The organism is Winogradskyella litoriviva (genome assembly GCF_013249065.1).
GTDB lineage: Bacteria > Bacteroidota > Bacteroidia > Flavobacteriales > Flavobacteriaceae > Winogradskyella > Winogradskyella litoriviva.
Genome location: NZ_JABRWQ010000007.1, coordinates 165,724 through 186,521 on the forward strand (window position 1 = coordinate 165,724; position 20,798 = coordinate 186,521).

General features: G+C 32.7%; 14 protein-coding genes and 1 tRNA gene. 6 read left to right on the plus strand and 9 right to left on the minus strand.

What is annotated here, in order from left to right; translation table 11 throughout:
• The first annotated feature begins 59 nt into the window (after nucleotides 1-59).
• The 4 genes from HNV10_RS15660 to HNV10_RS15675 are packed head-to-tail and all read left to right on the plus strand — an operon-like array spanning nucleotide 60 to nucleotide 9,561.
• Entirely contained in the window at nucleotides 60-6,206 is a 6,147-nt protein-coding gene (locus tag HNV10_RS15660) for a gliding motility-associated C-terminal domain-containing protein (protein WP_173302339.1), read from the plus strand.
• Between the two features lie 2 nt (nucleotides 6,207-6,208).
• Nucleotides 6,209-7,147, plus strand: coding sequence for a PorP/SprF family type IX secretion system membrane protein (locus HNV10_RS15665; RefSeq protein ID WP_173302340.1), 939 nt, complete (start codon nucleotides 6,209-6,211; stop codon nucleotides 7,145-7,147).
• A gap of 10 nt (nucleotides 7,148-7,157) precedes the next feature.
• The gene (locus HNV10_RS15670; RefSeq protein ID WP_173302341.1) at nucleotides 7,158-9,041 is read left to right on the plus strand and encodes an OmpA family protein; all 1,884 of its coding nucleotides are present in this window, start codon (nucleotides 7,158-7,160) and stop codon (nucleotides 9,039-9,041) included.
• 19 nt (nucleotides 9,042-9,060) lie between these two features.
• Nucleotides 9,061-9,561, plus strand: a complete 501-nt coding sequence (locus HNV10_RS15675) for a GTP-binding protein (protein WP_173302342.1) — start codon at nucleotides 9,061-9,063, stop codon at nucleotides 9,559-9,561.
• 47 nt (nucleotides 9,562-9,608) lie between these two features.
• Here the strand turns inward: HNV10_RS15675 and era are convergent, their stop codons facing one another.
• The 8 genes from era to proS all read right to left on the minus strand — a co-directional run bounded on the left by era (nucleotide 9,609) and on the right by proS (nucleotide 17,539).
• Entirely contained in the window at nucleotides 9,609-10,493 is an 885-nt protein-coding gene (gene era, locus HNV10_RS15680) for a GTPase Era (RefSeq protein WP_173302354.1), read from the minus strand.
• A 171-nt stretch (nucleotides 10,494-10,664) separates the two neighbouring features.
• Complete coding sequence (locus HNV10_RS15685) at nucleotides 10,665-11,630, minus strand: hypothetical protein (protein ID WP_173302343.1); 966 nt, start codon at nucleotides 11,628-11,630, stop codon at nucleotides 10,665-10,667.
• Between the two features lie 5 nt (nucleotides 11,631-11,635).
• Nucleotides 11,636-12,769 (minus strand): MBOAT family O-acyltransferase, encoded by a 1,134-nt coding sequence (locus HNV10_RS15690; RefSeq protein ID WP_317166905.1) that lies wholly within the window; start codon nucleotides 12,767-12,769, stop codon nucleotides 11,636-11,638.
• 345 nt (nucleotides 12,770-13,114) lie between these two features.
• A complete protein-coding gene (locus tag HNV10_RS15695; RefSeq protein ID WP_173302345.1) occupies nucleotides 13,115-14,356 on the minus strand; it encodes a GNAT family N-acetyltransferase in 1,242 nt (413 codons plus the stop codon).
• A gap of 13 nt (nucleotides 14,357-14,369) precedes the next feature.
• On the minus strand, nucleotides 14,370-15,413 hold the full coding sequence (locus HNV10_RS15700; RefSeq protein WP_173302346.1) for a peptidoglycan bridge formation glycyltransferase FemA/FemB family protein: 1,044 nt from the start codon (nucleotides 15,411-15,413) through the stop codon (nucleotides 14,370-14,372).
• A 192-nt stretch (nucleotides 15,414-15,605) separates the two neighbouring features.
• A complete protein-coding gene (gene rpsT, locus HNV10_RS15705; RefSeq protein ID WP_173302347.1) occupies nucleotides 15,606-15,857 on the minus strand; it encodes a 30S ribosomal protein S20 in 252 nt (83 codons plus the stop codon).
• Nucleotides 15,858-15,880: 23 nt separating this feature from the next.
• Nucleotides 15,881-15,952, minus strand: a tRNA-Glu gene (locus HNV10_RS15710).
• Nucleotides 15,953-16,060: 108 nt separating this feature from the next.
• Nucleotides 16,061-17,539, minus strand: coding sequence for a proline--tRNA ligase (proS, locus tag HNV10_RS15715; RefSeq protein ID WP_173302348.1), 1,479 nt, complete (start codon nucleotides 17,537-17,539; stop codon nucleotides 16,061-16,063).
• Between the two features lie 101 nt (nucleotides 17,540-17,640).
• Here proS and HNV10_RS15720 point away from each other — a divergent pair, with 101 nt between their 5' ends.
• Together HNV10_RS15720 and HNV10_RS15725 are read left to right on the plus strand one after the other, a co-directional pair.
• A complete protein-coding gene (locus tag HNV10_RS15720; RefSeq protein WP_173302349.1) occupies nucleotides 17,641-18,702 on the plus strand; it encodes a hypothetical protein in 1,062 nt (353 codons plus the stop codon).
• A gap of 35 nt (nucleotides 18,703-18,737) precedes the next feature.
• A complete protein-coding gene (locus tag HNV10_RS15725) occupies nucleotides 18,738-20,267 on the plus strand; it encodes an OmpP1/FadL family transporter (RefSeq protein ID WP_173302350.1) in 1,530 nt (509 codons plus the stop codon).
• A gap of 349 nt (nucleotides 20,268-20,616) precedes the next feature.
• Here HNV10_RS15725 and HNV10_RS15730 read toward each other — a convergent pair.
• Nucleotides 20,617-20,798, minus strand: a 182-nt coding sequence (locus tag HNV10_RS15730; RefSeq protein ID WP_173300995.1) for a T9SS type B sorting domain-containing protein, incomplete at its 5' end; no start/stop codon positions are given.

Sequence of the window (20,798 nt, forward strand, 5' to 3'; positions counted from 1 at the left end):
TGCTGTTCTTAATCCATGGCATCGATTTCAACTAAAAGTAATTATTTTAAATTTTTTTAATGAAAGCCAAAAAGTACAGTTTTAAAAGTCATTCCATACTATTAGCGTTTCTTCTTTTTTCAATTATAGGCGTCATAACTAACGCTAATGCGCAATGTCCTACAGTAACAAATAGCTCACAATCTTTTTGTAATGTTCAGTCTCTTCTTGTTGGCGATTTAATTGCAACAGATAACGGTGGAGGAGTTGTTTGGTATGACGAAGAAACATCTACAATCCCTTTATCAAATACAGATAACCTTATTAATGGTGAAGACTACTATGCTGATGATAACACAGGCACATGTGGAACAAGAGCGCGTGTAGATGTCACAATTTATGTTGCACCAACTGGTGATAATTTTCAAGGGTTTTGTGTAGAATCTCCTTCATTGGCAACGGTCGGAAATTTAGTAGCAATCGGTAATGATATACAATGGTACCTTTCACCATCTGGAGGTGTTGCCTTAAATAATGCAACGCCTTTAATTGATGGAGCAATCTATTACGCTGACCAAGCAAATCCAGACGGAAGTTGTAGAACTTCTAGATTAGCGGTTTTGGTTAATGTAGGTCTTAACCCTACACCAACAGGAGACATGATTCAAGAGTTTTGTGTTTCACCTGGCGTAATACCTACTGTCGGCGATTTAGAAGCAAGTGGCACTAACAATTGGTATATATCTGTTTTTTCTGCTTTTCCTTTACCCAGCAGCGAACCCTTAATAAACGGTCAAACATATTATGCTACCACATTAGATCCTCCATGTGAAAGTCCAGGACGATTGCCTGTTTTAGCAGTTCTAGTTACAGGGCCAGATCCTGGAGAAGATGGTATCTTAGAGGTTTGCGAAAATAACACGAGCTCAACATTTGACTTATTTTTATCACTTCAAGGAACTCCTGAAAGTGGCGGAACATGGTCACCACCATTAAATAGTGGAACAGGAGTATTTGACCCAAATATTGATTCTCCAGGAGATTATATTTATACAGTAGCTTCTGGAAATAGTTGTCCGGATGAATCGGCAACGGTTACTGTAAATATCATTCCAGAACCCAATGCAGGTACAAACGGCTCAGAAATCTTATGTAATATTAATGACCCTATTGATTTATTTTTAAGTTTAGGTGGTACGCCTGAAACAGGTGGTATTTGGTCACCTGCTCTTAATAGCGGAACGAGTATATTTAACCCAGCAATAGATGTTTCAGGAACATACACATATACCGTAAGCGGAACCTCACCTTGTATAGATGCAACTGCAACAGTTGAAGTTATAGTCAATGAATATCAAAATGCTGGTGAGGATGCTAGCATTGATATTTGTGATAATGACGGAACTATAGATTTATTTAGCATTCTTGGTGGTACACCAGATACCGGAGGAATATGGTCACCTGCACTTACTAGTGGAACCAGTATTTTTGACCCTTTAGTAGATCCAGCAACTGTATATACTTATTCATTTACCGGAAGTGCACCTTGTCCTAGTGATTCTGCAACCGTTTCAGTTGTTGTTAATCCTTTGCCTGATGCTGGAATAAATTCTACATTAGAAATATGTAGTAACGATTTTGGAACTAAAAACTTATTTGATTCTCTTGGTGGCACGCCAGAAACTGGAGGAACTTGGTCTCCTTCACTAACAAGTGGAACTGGTGTATATGACCCAGCTATTGATAGTCCTGGAATTTATACATACACGTTGTTAGGAACTGCACCTTGTCCAAATGTGTCTTCAGAGGTCAATGTTATTATAATACCAGAACCAAATGCTGGAATAAACGCAACAATAAACCTCTGTGACAACGAAGGCCCTGTTGATTTATTTACTAACCTAGGTGGCACACCAGATATTGGAGGAACTTGGTCTCCTATGCTTAATAGTGGCACTAATATTTTTGACCCTTTAATAGACCCTGTTGGAACATACACTTATACGGTTACAGGAACAAGTCCTTGTGCTGATGCTTCTGCATCTATTACTATTACCGTTTCACCATTTTTAAATGCTGGATCAAATGGTTCAGTTACCGCTTGTACAGCTGATGGAACCATAAATCTATTTGATAGTTTAGGTGGAACACCTGAAGCAGGTGGAACTTGGACGCCTGCACTTGCTAGTGGAACAGGTATTTTTGACCCTTTAGTAGATGCTGAAGCTATATACACTTATACTATAACAGGAACAGGTCCTTGCTCTGATGATACTGCCACAGTAAATGTAACCATAGAAGTATCTCCTGATGCAGGACTCGATGGCACTTTAGACTTATGTAATTTAGGAAATACAGTAAACTTATTTGATAGCTTACAAGGTTCTCCCCAAGCTGGTGGAACTTGGTCTCCCTCTCTTAATAGTAATACTGGAATTTTTGACCCTAACATAGACACTGCAGGTGTTTATACATATACAGTTAATTCTGTTAATTGTGGTAGTAGTACAGCAAATGTCGCTGTTACTGTTGAGGATGCCAATAATGCTGGATCTAATACGTTAGTAGAAATTTGCGCAATGGATGCGCCTATTGATTTATTTAATAACTTAGGTGGAACACCAGATTTGGGTGGAACATGGTCGCCTTCATTATTTAGTGGAACAGGAATTTTTGACCCTTCTATTGATAATGCTGGCGTATATACCTATTCTGTATCTAATAGTTCTAGTTGTCCCGTAGAGACTGCAAATGTAACAGTAACTATATTAGAAGAACCAAATGCAGGTAATAATGGTACGTTAGACTTATGTACATCTACAGGTTCTGTTGACTTGTTTGATTATCTTACCAACTCACCCGAAACTGGAGGAACTTGGTCTCCATCACTTGCCAGTGGTACTGGTGTTTTTGATCCTACGGTTGATCCTGCAGGCTCATATTTATATACGTTAAGTAATGCATGCGGAACCAATTCTGCAAAAGTAACAGTAACGCTTTCAACCCCTAATGATGCTGGTTTAAATAGTTCAATCGAATTTTGTATAACTGATTCTTCTGTCGACCTATTTAATAGTTTAGGTGGCACACCAGAATCTGGAGGTACATGGTCTCCAACACTTAATAGTGGGACTGGAGTTTTTGACCCTTCAATTGATAACGCGGGAATATATACTTATACTGTTTCTAATCCTACTTCTAGTTGCCCAAGTGCAATTGCAGAAGTTATTGTTACCATAGATCCAATTGCAGATGCAGGCAATAACGGAACACTCAATCTATGTAATAGTACAGCTACACAAGATCTATTTAATAGTCTTTCTGGAACACCTCAAACAGGAGGCACATGGTCTCCTACACTGGCGAGTGGAACGAGTCTTTTTGATCCAAACATAGACCCAGAAGGAACTTATATTTATACAATAACAAATGCTTGTGGCTCTAGTTCTGCATCTGTAGAGGTATCATTTACGGCATTAAATGATGCAGGTACAAATGGAACAATAGATTTTTGTGCAACAGACCCTTCAGCTGATTTATTTGATAGCCTTGGAGGAACACCACAACTGGGTGGAACATGGTCACCTGCGCTTGCAAGTGGAACAGGTGTTTTCAATCCAGCCATTGATTCAGAAGGTATATATACCTATACTATTTCTAGTAGTTCAACTAATTGTCCTGACGCCACTGCTATGGTAGAAGTATCTTTTACAGAGCTACCTGATGCTGGAAATAATGGCGTATTAGATTTATGTACGTCTAGTGGCTCAATAGATTTATTTGACAGCATTAATGGTAATCCTGAAATGGGAGGAGTCTGGTCACCTGCTCTTACAAGTGGAACAGGTATTTTTGATCCTGCCACGGATTCCGAAGGTACATACACTTACACACTAACTAATACATGTGGAACAAATTCTGCAGATGTAACCGTTACGTTTTCAACACCTAACGATGCTGGAACAGATAGTGCTATTGAATTTTGTATTACAGACTCATCAACAGACTTATTTAACAGCTTAGGTGGTACACCACAAACTGGAGGTACGTGGTCTCCTTCACTTACTAGTGGAACAGGAGTTTTCGATCCTGCTGTAGATTCTGCAGGAACGTATACATACACTGTTACCAATATCAATTCAAGTTGTCCAAGTGCAACTTCAGAAGTCGTAGTATCGATTGATCAATTGGCAGATGCAGGCAATGATGGCAGTCTTAATATTTGTAATAGCTCTTTAACCGAAGATTTATTTAATAGTCTTACTGGTTCGCCACAAATAGGTGGGACATGGTCACCTACTTTAACTAGTGGTTCTGGTATTTTTGACCCAAACTCAGACCCTGAAGGCATTTACACATATACGGTAACAACTGCTTGTGGCACAAGTTCTGCTAATGTTACTGTTTCTTTTTCAGCTTTGAATGATGCTGGAACAGATGGTGCTATTGAATTTTGTAATACAGATTCTCCAATTGATTTATTTAATAGTTTAGGAGGAACACCACAAACAGGAGGAACATGGACTCCTGCCCTTGCAAGTGGAACTGGAGTCTTTAACCCTACTTTGGATACTGCAGGAACCTATACTTATACGGTTACAAATTCTTCTTCAAGCTGTCCAGACGCAACAGCCAACGTTACAGTGACTCTTACTCAATTACCAGATGCAGGTAATAATGGAATTCTGGATTTGTGTATCCCATCAGGTGTTGTAGATTTATTTGATAGTCTTTCTGGTACGCCACAATTGGGTGGAACTTGGTCACCTGCCTTAACAAGTGGATCTGGTCTTTTTGATGTTAATACAGACTCTGAAGGAATTTATTCATACACATTAACCAACTCGTGTGGCTCTAGTTCTGCAACTGTTGAAGTCTCTTTTTCAACAGCTAATAACGCAGGAACAAATGGATCTATTCAATTTTGTGCTAATGATATTCCTTCGGACTTATTTGCAAGTTTAGGAGGAACACCAGATACAGGAGGAACATGGACACCTGCTCTAAATAGTGGTAATGGTTTATTTGACCCATCAATAGATTCTGCTGGTATTTACACATACTCCGTTTCAGATAGTTCATCTTCATGTCCTGTAGCAACGGCAGAAGTAGAGGTATCTATTATAACTATTCCAAGCGCAGGAAGTGATGCTATCCTAAATATTTGTATAGATAATACAAACCCTGTTGATTTATTTAATAGTTTAGGAGGCGCTCCTGAACTAGGTGGAACCTGGTCGCCAACACTTTCAAGTGGAACTGGTGTTTTTGACCCATTAACTGATTCTCCAGGTGTTTATACTTACTCAATAGTTACTACTGAGTGCAGTACCACAAGTCTAGCAACAGTAACTGTTAATATAGTAGATTTTCCGGATGTAACTGGTTTAACTATGGCTGTAGAAGATGACAATATTGTTTGTGTTGGCCTAGAAGATGCCATTATAAATATTACTGGAGCAACATTATTGGCTGATGGAAATTATATAATTGTATATCAATTAAGCCTAGCCAATTCATCTACAAATACTGTAGAAATTACAGTCTCAGGAGGAAACGCATCCTTTACAATACCTCAAGACTTGTTACAAAACCCAGGAGAAACTGAAATAGCTCTAACCCAATTGTTTTTACAAAACCAAACCTGTGGTGCAATAACTGATTCTATTGAACCAATAAAAATATTAGTTCAAGAAGTACCAACACCATCGTTGATAGAAAATGGGGCAGAATTTTGTATAGAAGATGAAGCTACCATTGCAGACTTAACCAATAATATAGAACAGTCTGAAACAATTATTTGGTACAACGAACCTATTAATGGTATCGCATATTCTAATTCTGAGGAATTACAGGAAGATACAATATACTATGGTGTTATTAGATCGGAATATGGATGTGAAAGCAACATTAGATTAGAAGTAACCGTTAGTTTTATTGAATGTATTGGAGATTTAGTAATACCAGATGGTTTTTCACCAAATGGAGATACTATTAATGACGAGTTTAACATTTTATTTTTAAGAGATTTATATCCAAACTTTAAGCTAAGCATATTTAATAGATATGGAAATATTGTTTATGAAGGTGATAAGGACTCATCTAATTGGGATGGTACATCAAAAAATAGCAATAGGCCATTACCAGTTGGTGTTTATTTCTATATTCTAGAATTTAATGATGGCACAACTAAACCAGTGCAAGGTAGAGTCTATTTAAGTAGATAATTATGATTAACAAAATAACTACATATAGCATTACAGTATTAATCCTAGTATTAGGACTTCTATCGCATGCTCAGCAAGATCCGCAATACACCCAATATATGTATAATATGAGTGTACTAAATCCTGCTTATGCTACTGATGATGATTCGGTAATGAATTTAGGCTTGTTATACCGATCACAATGGGCTAGATCAATTGGAGGACCAACAACTGGAACATTTTTTGCCCACTCTGTTATTACAGATCGTTTAGAAGGTGGTATCTCTTTTATTCATGATGAAATTGGTGATGTAGTTAAACAGACTAATGCTTACGCAGATATAGCGTATGTTCTTCCTATAGGACAAAAAAACAAACTATCCTTTGGTGTAAAAGCAGGTGCTACATTTTTTAGTACAAATTTTGATGGTTTTGTATATTCAGACCCATTACCAGATTCAGCTTTTGAAGAAAACATCAACCAAACATTACCTAATATTGGTGCAGGTCTTTTCTTTTTCTCAGACCGTTATTATTTAGGTTTATCAGCGCCAAATTTACTCGAAACAGAATATCTTCAAGAAGATAGTGGAGTCGTTACACAAGGTGTAGATAAAGTACATGTATTTTTTACAGGAGGTTATGTACTGAATTTTGGTGAAAATTATAAATTTAAACCTGCTTTTATGGCAAAGCACGTTGATGGTGCAAAGTTATCTCTAGATTTAACAGCTAATGTGTTAATACACAACAAAGTAGAGTTTGGTGTAGGCTACCGCTTAGACGATTCAATCAGTGGTATAATGAATTTTTCAATGTCTGACGCAATGCGAATAGGTTATGCTTACGACCATACCTTATCTAATCTAGGTAGATTTAATTCTGGTTCTCACGAAATATTTTTATTATTTAATATTGGTAAACTAAGAAAAGGCTTTGATAAATCTCCAAGATTTTTCTAATTGAAAACAGATGAAAACGTTTAAACTATATATTGCAATAGCAACTCTAATAACAGGTACTTTTAGCTTCTCACAATCCAAAAGTAAAGCAGAATCTCTATTTGAAAATAGAGCTTATGTAGAGGCAGCTGAGATTTATGCAAATCTACCAAAAACCGCTACCAATTTAGAAAAATTAGGAGATTGCTATTACTACAATACTGAATTTGAAAATGCATATAAAGCGTATAAACAAGTCTTTGATTTAAAAGATAGCGCCAAACTTTCTGAAGATTTTTATTTTAAATATTTTGATGTTTTAAAAGGAACTAAAAAATATGAAGAAGCAGATGACATTACAACTAATTATTTAAATAATCCTTTTGATACGCGCAGTTTTAAATCATTATTAAAACGTATTATACCTTATGAGTATGAGTTATATAATCTAACATCTGATGTAGGAGGTTCTAGTTTTGGCGTTGGTATTAATGGCGATAAAATTGTTTTTGCTTCAACAAAAAATATTAAAAACCCAAACTATCAATGGAATGGTAAACCTTACTTAGACTTATATGAAGCCAAAGTATCTTTTGGTGATACAATTACCTTAGACAGTGTAAAGCCTTTAAGTAAAAAAATTAATACTATTAAACAACATGAAAGTAATGCCGTTTTTACTAAAGATGGTAAAACAATGTATTTTTCACGAAATCATAAAAAACGAATTGATTTAGACTCAACAAAAATTGCAGTAGTCAGCATTTTCAGAGCTGAGTTAGTTGATGATGAATGGACAAATGTTAAAGCAGTATCATTCTCTAGTAATGAATATTCTACTATGCATCCTGCTTTAAATGAAGATGAAACTAAATTATATTTTTCTAGTGATATGCCTAGCTCTTTAGGTTCTTTTGATATTTTTTATGTAGATATTTTAGGGCCTAATGCTTTTGGTGAACCAACAAATCTTGGTTCTAATATAAACACCAATAGACGAGAACAATTTCCTTTTATTGCCAAAGATAGTACACTTTATTTTGCATCTAATGGCAAACATGGTTTTGGAGGGTTAGATTTATTCTCTAGTTCTGTTAGAAATAATAGATATTTGGATGCCCTTAATTTAGGTGAATCCATTAATAGTGAAAAAGACGACTTTGCATTTATTGTTATAGACTCAATTAATAGAGGCTATTTATCTTCTAATCGTTCTGGTTTAGATAATATATATACTTTTAAAAGGATAGATACTGAAAGAAAATATTTTATAGAAGGTTTAGTTACCGATAAAGTAACTGGAGAGATTTTGCCCAATACCACAGTAACTTTATTTGACAAAGATGGCAATGTAGTTGCAGAACAAATAGTAGGTATAGATGGCAAATACAAACTTTCAACACGTCCTAACCAACAATATTCAGTAGAAGGTTTTCAGCCAAAATATATTCCTCAATTAGAATACTTTGACACTAATGACAAAGGTAATATTGAGTTCAATATTGAACTTGAAATAGAATCTTATAAAGATGCTGAAGATATTGTAACAGATGATGATTTTGGTAACACATTTATTCAGTTAGAAAATATTTATTTTGATTTTGCCAAATGGGATATAAAACCACAAGCTGCAAGAACATTAGATGTTTTAGTAGCACTACTTGTTAAATACCCTAGAATGGAAATAGAGCTTGGTGCACATACAGACTCTAGAGCAAGTTATGACTTTAATATGGTCTTATCAGATAAACGTGCTAAGTCTGCTTTAGAATATTTAGTACAAAACGGCATAGCTCGCGAGCGTTTAACCTCTATAGGTTATGGAGAAACTAAACCGCTAGTTCCTTGTGGAGACAACTGTACTGAGACAGAACATTCTATTAATAGACGTGTAGAATTCCTTATAGTAAAATAAATTTTTATGTCTTAAACTTATGGCGCTTTCAAATAAAATAGTCTTAAGACCTCGCTTTAAATTTGAAGTGCACCATGATAATGAAACACTATTAAAAGAATTTGAAAAAGTCAAAACATTACAAAAGACTTTTGTAGTAAGTAGAATTGATGACCATGTTTTTATAAAATTCCCTAAAAAAGAACAACATTTTTGGTCGCCTCAACTACACCTAGAAATTAATACAGATGGTAATAATAAGTCGATTGTTCATGGCCTTTTTGGCCCAAACCCAACAGTATGGACGCTCTTTATGTTTTTACATTTCGTAGTTGCTGGACTCTTTTTTGGTTTCGTAATTTGGGCGTATACTAATAAAACGTTGGGTAATAGCTATACTCTACAACTTTGTTTAACCATTTTAATGATAGTAATCTGGTTTGTTTTATATTTTGCAGGAAGAATAGGACGAGCTAAAGGCATGCCAGAAATGCATCAATTAAACGATTTTACCAATACTATTTTAAAACCGTATCGTTAACAAGCTTTGAAGTTGCTATTCTACATTTAAATTAAAAAAAAGTAAAACTACTTTTGGTTGTAGCCAAAACGTTTTAATTGATTTTGATTGCTTCTCCAGTTTTTATTTACCTTAACATAAAGCTCTAAATGTACTTGTTTACCAAAGAATTTTTCTAAGTCCTTACGCGCCTCTATTCCTACACGTTTTAAAGCCGAACCCTTATGACCAATAATAATTCCTTTCTGAGTTTCGCGCTCAACCATAATTACAGAACGCATTCTTATTATATTTTCTTCTTCAAAAAACTCCTCAGTGTCTACTTCTACAGCATACGGAATTTCCTTTTTATAATGCATTAAGATTTTCTCTCTTATAGCTTCATTTACAAAAAAGCGTTCTGGCTTATCTGTTAATTGATCTTTAGGGTAATAAGCTGGAGAATCTGGAAGCAACTCTATAATTCTATCAAATACATTTTGAACATTAAAACCTTCCGTTGCAGAAATTGGAAAAAACTCTGCATTTGGCACTTTACTTTGCCATAATTCTGATTGTTCTTCTAATTGAGACTGATTTGACGTATCAATCTTATTCAATAGCAATAAAACAGGTATTTTAGAATTGGTGATCTTCTTAAAAAAAGCGTCATCTTTTAGTTCCTTCTCTCCTATTTCAACCATATAAATTAAAACATCAGCATCATCAAACGCGGATTTAACAAAATCCATCATAGAGGCTTGTAACTCATATGCTGGTTTAATTATTCCTGGTGTATCACTTAATATCACCTGAAAATCTTCACCATTTACAATACCTAAAATTCTGTGTCTTGTTGTTTGTGCCTTTGATGTAATTATTGATAACTTTTCACCAATAAACGCATTCATTAATGTAGACTTACCAACATTTGGATTACCAATAATATTTACAAAACCTGCTTTATGCATAATAATAACATTTGAATGCGAAGATAATGCTTATTGTTAAGAAGTAATTACATTATCTTTTAGATTGAAATTTTATTATCTCTAGTAATATTTTGATTTCTAAAATCTAACCTATTAAAAACAACCGCTATTCTTTTGTGAGAGAAATTAACCTCTTTAAAAGAAAAGGCTAATTTAGTCTCGCTTTGCTTTTATATAATCACTAATTGTTTTAGCAATGATATCGCGTCCATGATTGTTCCAGTGCTCATCATATATCAATGTTGGCGATGTTTTAGAGTCCTCAAAATTTTTATGAAAATCTATAATATCTATATTATTGTCACTACAGAAATCTAAAAATAATTCACTGGTTTTGCTAGAGTCTAATAACAAGGAAGTTTTAGATTTATCAAAACCATATTGCTTTATTAAACTTTTAAAATTTTCTAAAAGCTCTAAATCCTTAACTTTTTGTTTTTGTAGATCAATTGCCTCTTGTTCTTTATTCTCCTTTATTTTTTTTGGCTCATTTGATTTTTTCCCACTAATTAATTTCTGTAATGGTTCAAATATTCCGATTTTGAGACCATACGCCAAAATCTTTATATTGTCTCTAATTTTAAATGGTGTAGATGACAACATTTTTATTCTATCGTGATTAGGCTCATAAATGCCACGATCTAAATCGTCTTTGTAATTGAGGTAAATTACAATCTCATCTATTAAATCGAAGTCATTTTTATATGCATCTATTAAATGCATTTGGTTGGCAAAATCATAGCCAGAGTATCCATATTCATAAACTTCGGAATTAGGAATCAGGTTTTCAATTTTTTTTCCGGTAGAATCAAAATAATCTTGGTGAAATCCTTCAATAAAAGAGTCTCCTACTATTGCAATTTCAAACTTATTGGCTGTTGGTGTATACTCGCGATAAGAGTTAAAACCCGATTTGTTAATATTAAATTTAGAATAATTTTGATTTCTATTACCTGTTACTGCATAACCTGTATGACCTGGCACACGTTTTTCTACTCCTAAATCATCAATAAAACGAGGAGGATCTTCTGTATATAAATGAAACAATCTAATTGATGCTTCAATAAATAGAAGAATTAGAAAAACATATACTATTGATTTTAATATTAACTTTTTCATCTCATTTAAAATTGAAAATATATAAATGATCGATTAACACCATCATCATAAAACAATAATGTACTCATAATAATTAATGCATAAATTAAAAATCTCACTACTGGGTTTTTAAAATTAAAAGGCCTACGTTCGTCTTTACGTATTATATACTCGTAAATTATAAAAATAGCAATCAGTATGTAATAATCTACCATTCTGTATCCCATTGGATGTGAATATGCTTCATATCTAAAGTCTGTTGTTATTTGAGAAATATAATTAAAGGCTTCTGTAATAGTAAGAGACCTAAAGAATATATAAGAAAAAGTAACTAATAAAAACGTAATTAATACCTGAACAATCTCTTTTAATGATGGAAATAAAGAGTTCTCTGCTATACTTGTATTAAGGTATTTGCGATTGCTATTCAATAAGAAAACCGGTATATACATTAATGAATGTACTGCACCCCAAAATACAAACGTCCAATTTGCACCATGCCAAAGTCCGCTTACCAAGAATATTATAACAACATTTCTCATGGATTTTAAGCGGCTACCTTTAGAGCCACCCAAAGGGATATAAAGGTAATATTTAAACCAATTTGAGAGGGAAATATGCCATCGTTTCCAAAACTCCGCAATATTCCTAGAAAAGTAAGGAAATCTAAAATTAGAAAGAAGTTCTATACCAAACAATTTTGATGTTCCTATTGCAATATCAGAATATCCACTGAAGTCACCATATAATTGAAAGCTAAATAAACAAACTCCGAGAATTAACGTAGAAGCTGGGTAGGTACCATAATTTGCAAATATATCATCTACTATTGGAGCTAAGGAATCTGCAATTACAAGTTTTTTAAAAAAACCCCAAAGTATAAGTTTTAATCCATCTGTTGCTTGGTTATATTTAAAATAACGTTTTGTGGTTATTTGACTTAATAAGTTTGAAGCTCTCTCTATTGGGCCAGCCACTAATTGTGGAAAAAATGCTACGAATGCCGCGAAAGCAGCAAAATCTTTTGTTGGTTTTAGTTTTTTATAATAAATATCAAAGGAATAAGACATTGTTTGAAACGTATAAAAAGAAATTCCAACTGGTAAAATTATTCTTAACGTCCAAGTACTTTTCATTTCATATCCCATAGCTAAAAACATTTCTATGAAAGAATCAACGAAAAAATTGTAATACTTAAAAAAGCCTAGCAAACCAATATTAAAAAAGACACTTAGCCACAACCAATATCTAGCTCTCTTTGTATTGTCTCTATCCTTATAAATTTTTTGACCTAGATAAAAATCTAATATGGTGCTAAATAATATGAGAAAAAGGAATCTCCAATCCCACCAACCATAAAAAACATAACTCGCTATAATTACAAGTATATTCTGATATTTAAGATTTTTTTTAAACACAAACCAATAGAGCACATACACTATTGGTAAAAAAATTAAAAACTGTAATGAATTAAATAGCACTTTGAGAGTTTAGGTTGGTTAATTTTAAACTGCAGTAGCAATAAAAGATTTTTGTTTTCCTTTTATTAAATAACTATTGGTTTCATTGTTCATTTCAAACAATTGAATGTTATTATAATTTTCGAGATAAAGGTATAAATATTCAAAAACCATTAGTTTAAGCGTTTTGTTTTCTGGCAATTCAAAGTTAATTGGTTTTAAATTTTGTTCTGTTTCATTTAAAACTGCTTCTTCAAATTTATAAACTAATTTTTCTGTTTTTACCTCTTCTTTATTCTTAAGTTTATAAGTTAACTTGTGTAATCTATCATTTATGTTTTTCTCCCTCAATCGTTGTTTAATATCGTATAAACGTTTAATTGAATTTGCTAACAATTTAGATTTTTCCGATTTACTATCATAATAAATATGATATTCAAAGTCATATTGTTTTGTACACCAACGTGTTTTATACTCAAAATAACCTTTAGAAAAGTCAAGAATTCTTATTTCATTATCAATACACCATTCTATTAATTTCATTATAGTTACTGAGCCTAAATGAAATTTAAAATAGTCAATATCAAAAACTGTTATAGCATCAAAAAGAATATCTTCAGAAAAATAACATAATGTAACTCCAATTGGTTTTTCGTTATCATAAATAACAAATAATGATGCCTTTTTTTCTAAAATTAAAGGATAAGCAACGTCATAATAAAAAGACCATTCTTGATCTTCTAAATTATTGTTTGTAATTTGTTTATCAGCAAACCTTTTTTCTAATAACTCTTTAAATGACTTAAAAATAAAATCATATTCGGATTTAGACATCTCTCCAATGAACATTTGATATCTAATATTGAACGAATCTTCTAGACGTCTTTTAAATTTATTGTTTTTATTTCTACTGTTTTTACTAAAATTTTCAAGCATGTAATCTTTAAGACTTTCATACTTGCCCGTTTCTATTAAATAACCAGGATACTGCTTAGACTTTAGAAGTTTAATTTTGCTTCCTAATTCGGTTGTATCTACTTCAAAATAAGTCGGTACATCATATATTACAACTGCTTTATTATTTAAAGAGACATCTTCGGTTGAATTGATTTTATAATTTAGCCCTTTAGTGTGAGTTTTACCAACATTATAATAAAATAGCTTATTACCATTTTTCAAAAAATCTAAACCACTTATAAAATTAAATGATTTAACCTTAGCCTTTTTAGAATTAAAATGTTTTAACCAAATAGATTTAAAAATAGAAGTCGAAAATGGATTTTGCATTGTATATTTTAAACTAGTTAGACATAACACTTCTATAAGCAGGAAAAAATTCACCTATTTCAATGTCTTCATCACAACTATTAGCTAAATGCTGTTTAGTTAGGTTATCATAGACTTCTTTGTTAATTATATATTTCCAAAGTTTAAAGGGTTTATAATTCTTTGAGAAACTAGATTTAAAACTAAACAAAGAATCTTGTTTACTAGATCTACCTCCACCAAGGTTTAAAAATTTAAATCCTTCTTTGGTGGCTTTAACTCGCATATTATCAATTACCAACTTAATAGGGTTTAAATCCAAATAAGCTTCTTTTATACCAGAGAGATGGTATTGAACAATATTATCTGTTTTAATAAATATTGCTCCTGCAATTATTGCTTGAGTTTCATTACAAATCGCCAAAGATAAATCAACATTACATTCTTGATTTTTCATGAGCTTAATAAAATAGCTCTCATCAAAAAAATAACTATCATTAGCATTAACCCTACTCATGTTCTCATAGTAGATATCCATAAAAGCTCTTAAATGTGCTTCTGTTTCTCCTTCTATTATAGTACATAATCTAGAAGCTTTATTTACATGTGTTTTTAAGCGACTAGAATATCGCTGTCGTTGAATATCTAATGGTTCTGACAAATTGATATATACAACTTCTCCTGGGTTACTAATATAGCCTAACCCATTTAAAACTTCTTCCTGATGATTTAAATATGGGTGTAACCTTGAGAATACAGATACAATTTTATGGTCTAAGAAATACTGATTTAATTCTTTTTTAAAAGATTCATTTTCAAAACATTTATTATCTGACAACAAAAGTACACCTGCATAACCATAAACAGATGTCGCATCTTTATACTCTGTATTTTCAATTTCTCTAACTAGCAATGGCAATAACACCAATGAGTTTTCGTCCTTATATTTTATTAATATAGGCGTTTCATTTGCTTTTCTAGATAAATCGTGATAACAATATGTGTGATAAAAATCATAGTGTTCTACTTGTTTTATAGCAGCGTTCCAAACCGATTGTTCAGTTATAACCTCAATCATTTAAGTTGTGATGATTTATTATTCCGATAACAAAAGTAATATTTTTCATATAATCAATCTTAAAAAAGTTATAAAACGTAGATAATCTAGATTAATTACTTCGCTATATCTTTAAGTAAATCAAAATATTAAAAAACAAAAAAGTCTTTCCTTTTGGAAAGACCCTTTAATATCTATAAATGCAACTACAATTTATATTGAAGCCACATGTTTAGTTAATTTTGATTTTAAATTACCAGCCTTATTAGCATGAATAACGTTTTTCTTTGCTAACTTATCTAACATACTAATAACTGAAGGTAACATTTTTTGTGCTTCTTTAGCATCAGTAATTTCACGCAATGCTTTTATAGCATTACGAGTAGTTTTGTGTTGATACTTATTAAGTACACGTCTTTTCTCGTTACTTCTAATTCTTTTTAATGCTGACTTATGATTTGCCATTATTTTATTCTTTATTAAAGTTGTAGCCCGTAGGGGAATCGAACCCCTCTTACATGGATGAAAACCATGCGTCCTAGCCGATAGACGAACGGGCCATTTTGGTTATTTTATTATTTAAATGAACCTACAACGTTTCCATTGCGGATGCAAAAATACAACTATTTTTAAATTCTGCAACACCTAATTAATTTTTTTTAAAATTTTTAATACGCCTTTGCAAAAAGTACTCGTTGTTTTGATGGTTTTCCACTGTAAACACAGACACTATCCTCAATTTTACTATCTAAAGGAATACAACGTATTGTTGCCTTTGTTAACTCCTTTATCTTTTGTTCAGTCTCTGATGTACCGTCCCAATGAGCAGAAATAAAACCAGTTTTAGTTTCTAATACCTTTTTAAAAGTTTCAAAATCATCCACTTCAGTAATATGGTTTTCCCTAAAGTTAAATGCTTTTTTAAACAAATCATTTTGAATAACTTCTAAAAGCTCCTTAATTTTTATTGGTAAGCCTTCCATATCTACAATTTCCTTAGTTAAGGTGTCACGCCTCGCTAATTCAATAGTATTATTTTCTAAATCTTTAGGACCTATTGCAATTCTTAACGGCACGCCTTGTAATTCGTGTTGTGCAAATTTTGCTCCAGGTCTATGTGTTGTTCTTTTATCAAATTTACAACTCACACCCAAAACTTTCAGCTCTTTAATAATGTTTTCAGCTTTTTTTGTTATTGCTTCAAATTGCTCGTCGTTCTTATATATTGGCACAATAACAACCTGTGAAGGTGCTAAATTAGGTGGTAACACCAATCCTTTATCGTCACTATGCGTCATTATCAACGCTCCCATTAAACGTGTAGAAACTCCCCAAGATGTAGCCCAAACATAATCTAACTTGCCTTCATTATTAGTAAACTTAACGTCGAATGCTTTAGCAAAATTCTGACCCAAAAAATGAGAAGTACCTGCTTGCAATGCCTTACCATCTTGCATTAATGCTTCTATACAATAGGTTTCTACAGCACCAGCAAAACGCTCACTTTCGGTTTTTACACCCTGTATAACCGGAATAGCCATAAAGTTTTCCGCAAAATCTGCGTAAACATTATTCATTTGTTCCGCTTCAACCAATGCTTCTGCCTTTGTTGCATGAGCCGTGTGTCCTTCTTGCCATAAAAATTCTGCGGTACGTAAAAATAATCGTGTACGCATCTCCCAACGCACTACATTAGCCCATTGGTTTACCAAAATAGGTAAATCTCTGTAACTTTGAATCCAACCTTTGTAAGTATTCCAGATTATGGCTTCACTCGTAGGTCTTACCACAAGTTCTTCTTCTAGTTTAGCCTCAGGATCAACTCTCAACTTACCTTCATTATCAGGATCATTTTGCAACCTGTAATGGGTAACAACAGCGCATTCTTTGGCAAAACCTTCCGCATTTTTCTCTTCTGCTTCAAATAAACTCTTTGGAACAAATAATGGAAAATAAGCATTTTGATGTCCTGTTTCTTTAAACATTCTATCTAATTCAGCTTGCATTTTTTCCCAAATAGCATAACCATAAGGCTTAATAACCATGCAGCCTCTAACGGCAGAATTTTCGGCTAAATCGGCTTTCACAACCAATTCATTATACCATTTTGAATAATCTTCGGCTCTACTAGTAAGATTTTTACTCATTTTTAGTGTTTTGGCACAAAATTTGTGTTTATGTTAAATGTATAAAATAGTTAAGCAAAACTAACTATTTTTGCTATGTTCAACAATAAAATAAAAGAGATATGCAATTTAATACTATTATTACCCGAAAATTGCCATTTTTTGTTGCGCTCGGTTTAACAGCCGTGTTAACTTCTTGTGGTTCGTTTCAGTATGCCGGATACGATAATGATGGCATCTATTCTACTGAAGAATATGAAACTGAAGAACCTGTTGTAACGACATCAACTAATAATTCTAACTATTATAAAAACTATTTTGCGGAAAACTCTGCAGAATTGGATGCAATTGCAGAAGAAAGTGAAATATTTACGGATATTGACTCTTACGAAAGCAATTATGTAGAAACTGCCCAAGACTCATTAGAACAACAAACGCCTTACGGTGGATGGGGACAAAACAGCAATTCTGTAACCATCAACTATATTGATAATGGATGGATGGGCTGGAATGACCCATGGATTTGGAATGGAGGTTTTGGATATGGCTATTATAATTGGGGAAGTCCTTGGCGATGGAATCGTTGGGGCTGGAATAATTGGGGTTGGAATAACCATTGGGCTTATGGCGGTTATGGCTATGGTTTAGGATTTGGATTTTACTCACCATGGAACTACGGCTATGGATATAATCACTATAACTTGGGCTACGGCTACTATGGAAATAGAAGTAGATATGCTTACAGTAACTCTAGGAGAGGACTATTATATAACAACAACCTGAGCAGAAGAAGTAACTCTGCTTTATCAAATAGAAATTATTCTACAAGAAGATTATCTAATAATACAACGAGTAGAACTCGAAACACAGGTATTAGAAGTTCTAACACGTCATCAAGATCAGTTGGAACATCGAGAACAATGAGACCAAATACTACAAGGTCCTCAAGAACAAGTACCAGAACATCACAACCAGGAACTAGATCAATAAGATCAACTTCAAGGAGTGGTAGTGTGAGGTCGTCATCACCTTCAAGCAATTCACGGTCAACTAGGACTACAACTAGGTCCTCAAGAAGCAGCAGTTCTTCTTCTAGTAGTACAAGATCATCATCTTCAAGTTCTCGATCTAGTGGAAGCAGTCGCAGTAGCTCATCTAGTAGTAGCCGAAGAGGAAGAGGATAGACTTAAGTTTAATTCCAAATTTAAAAAAAATACTTATGAAAAAATTACTTATGTTAATAAGCATAGGCTTATTTAGCTCATACTATATTTTAGCGCAGGACATAACTGATGCAGTTAGATATTCTATGGATGACATACAAGGCACAGCTCGTTTTAGAGCTATGAGTGGTGCATTTGGAGCATTAGGTGGAGACTTATCTAGTATTAATATTAATCCAGCTGGTTCTGCAATTTATACTAATAGTGAAGCATCTCTATCCATAGGAGCCTTTAATAAAAAAAACGACATTAATTATTTTAACGGACAAAATTCATCTTCCGATACAAATGTAGATTTAAATCAATTAGGTGCTGCTTTTGTTTTTAAAAACGTAAATCCTGATTCTAAATGGAAAAAATTCACATTGAGTATTGCGTATGATCGCTCTGCAGATTTTAATGATGAATGGGTAGCCAATGGTACTAATACAAATTCAATTGATAGTTATTTTTTAAATTATGCAAATAACGGTGATATACGCTTTGAAACGTTGAAATTACTACCAGGTGAATTTATTGAGGAAGCTTATGCAGATATAGGATCGTTACAAAATGGATATGGAATTCAACAAGCATTTTTGGGATATTGGTCTGGAATTTTAGATCCAGAAAATTTAGATGATGATACTAATAATGATGAAACTAACTATCTATCTAACGTAGCACCTGGAAATTTTAATCAAAACTACCTGTACGCATCTAATGGTTACAATGGCAAACTTGCATTTAATTTTGCCGCAGATTATGATGACAAATTATTTTTTGGCATTAATTTAAATAGTCACTTTATTAACTATGAAAAATTAACAAGATTAAGAGAAACAAATTCCAATAGTGGGTCAATTGTGAATAATATAGCTTTTGAAAATCTTTTACTTACAACTGGTAGTGGATTCTCTTTTCAACTTGGAACAATTGCTAAAATCACAAAAGATTTACGGGTTGGGCTTTCTTATAATTCTCCAACATGGTATAGAATAAGTGATGAATTAACACAAGGAATAGATTCTAATAATGCCGACCCAGAAATAAATTATATTAGCAGCATTATTAATATTTATGAAGAGTATAAACTACAAACTCCTGGAAAAGTAACAGGTAGTATAGCTTATATATTTGGTAAAAGTGGCCTATTAAGCTTTGACTATGCGGTAAAAGATTATACCAATTCAAAATTTAAACCTATTAGTGATATTTATTTTTCAGGTTTAAATAATGAAATTAACAATGAATTAGCATCTTCTACTTCTTATAAATTAGGTGGTGAATATAGATATAAGCAGGTGAGTTTTAGAGGAGGTTATCACTTTGAAGAAAGCCCATATAAAAACACTGAATTCTATGGTGACTTAAATGGGTATTCTTTAGGTTTAGGTTATAACTTTGGTAATTTTAACTTAGATGTAGCTTATAGTCAATCAGAAAGAGATATTAATCACCAACTTTATAATGTTGGTTTGACAGATACAGCTTCTATACAATCAAAATATTCAAATTTTATATTGACACTTAGATTTAAAATCTAAGTAAGATTTAAAAAATCACAAATTACAGCCAGAGAACTTAAATTCTCTGGCTTTTTTTATTACTATAATTTAGAACAATTTCTTTTAATTATTATAAAAAATAAATTCCATTAATTTAAATAGAAGTCTGTTTTAAAACTTTTACAGGCTCTTCTTTCACAACTACTTAATTTAATATGCTACTATATAAAACAAGAAACTTATTTTGTCAATTTTAAAGAGCAGTACAATAATTATTATGAAACCACATAACCTATTAAAGTCTTATAAATTAATTTAATAATAGATAAAAAAAGCCTAAACAGTAATGTTTAGGCTTTTTTTATAATATATAATTATAATCTTACACTTATCGTTTCAAGGTAAAATGGGCTTTAAATTCTTTACGTATATCTGTTGTTGGTTCGTCGTATTCTACTGTAAACCAGTAGTCACTGGTTGGCATTAAATTACCATTAAACGTTCCGTCCCAACCGCTTCCGTCTGGACTCAATTGCTTTAACAGTTTTCCGTATCTGTCAAATATATAAA

Coding starts and splice junctions, on each gene's coding strand:
- HNV10_RS15660 (WP_173302339.1), top strand. CDS start 60: ATGAAAGCCAAAAAGTACAGTTTTAAAAGTCATTCCATACTATTAGCG.
- HNV10_RS15665 (WP_173302340.1), top strand. CDS start 6,209: ATGATTAACAAAATAACTACATATAGCATTACAGTATTAATCCTAGTA.
- HNV10_RS15670 (WP_173302341.1), top strand. CDS start 7,158: ATGAAAACGTTTAAACTATATATTGCAATAGCAACTCTAATAACAGGT.
- HNV10_RS15675 (WP_173302342.1), top strand. CDS start 9,061: ATGGCGCTTTCAAATAAAATAGTCTTAAGACCTCGCTTTAAATTTGAA.
- HNV10_RS15685 (WP_173302343.1), bottom strand. CDS start 11,630: ATGAAAAAGTTAATATTAAAATCAATAGTATATGTTTTTCTAATTCTT.
- HNV10_RS15690 (WP_317166905.1), bottom strand. CDS start 12,769: ATGTTTTTAGCTATGGGATATGAAATGAAAAGTACTTGGACGTTAAGA.
- HNV10_RS15695 (WP_173302345.1), bottom strand. CDS start 14,356: ATGCAAAATCCATTTTCGACTTCTATTTTTAAATCTATTTGGTTAAAA.
- HNV10_RS15700 (WP_173302346.1), bottom strand. CDS start 15,413: ATGATTGAGGTTATAACTGAACAATCGGTTTGGAACGCTGCTATAAAA.
- rpsT (WP_173302347.1), bottom strand. CDS start 15,857: ATGGCAAATCATAAGTCAGCATTAAAAAGAATTAGAAGTAACGAGAAA.
- proS (WP_173302348.1), bottom strand. CDS start 17,539: ATGAGTAAAAATCTTACTAGTAGAGCCGAAGATTATTCAAAATGGTAT.
- HNV10_RS15720 (WP_173302349.1), top strand. CDS start 17,641: ATGCAATTTAATACTATTATTACCCGAAAATTGCCATTTTTTGTTGCG.
- HNV10_RS15725 (WP_173302350.1), top strand. CDS start 18,738: ATGAAAAAATTACTTATGTTAATAAGCATAGGCTTATTTAGCTCATAC.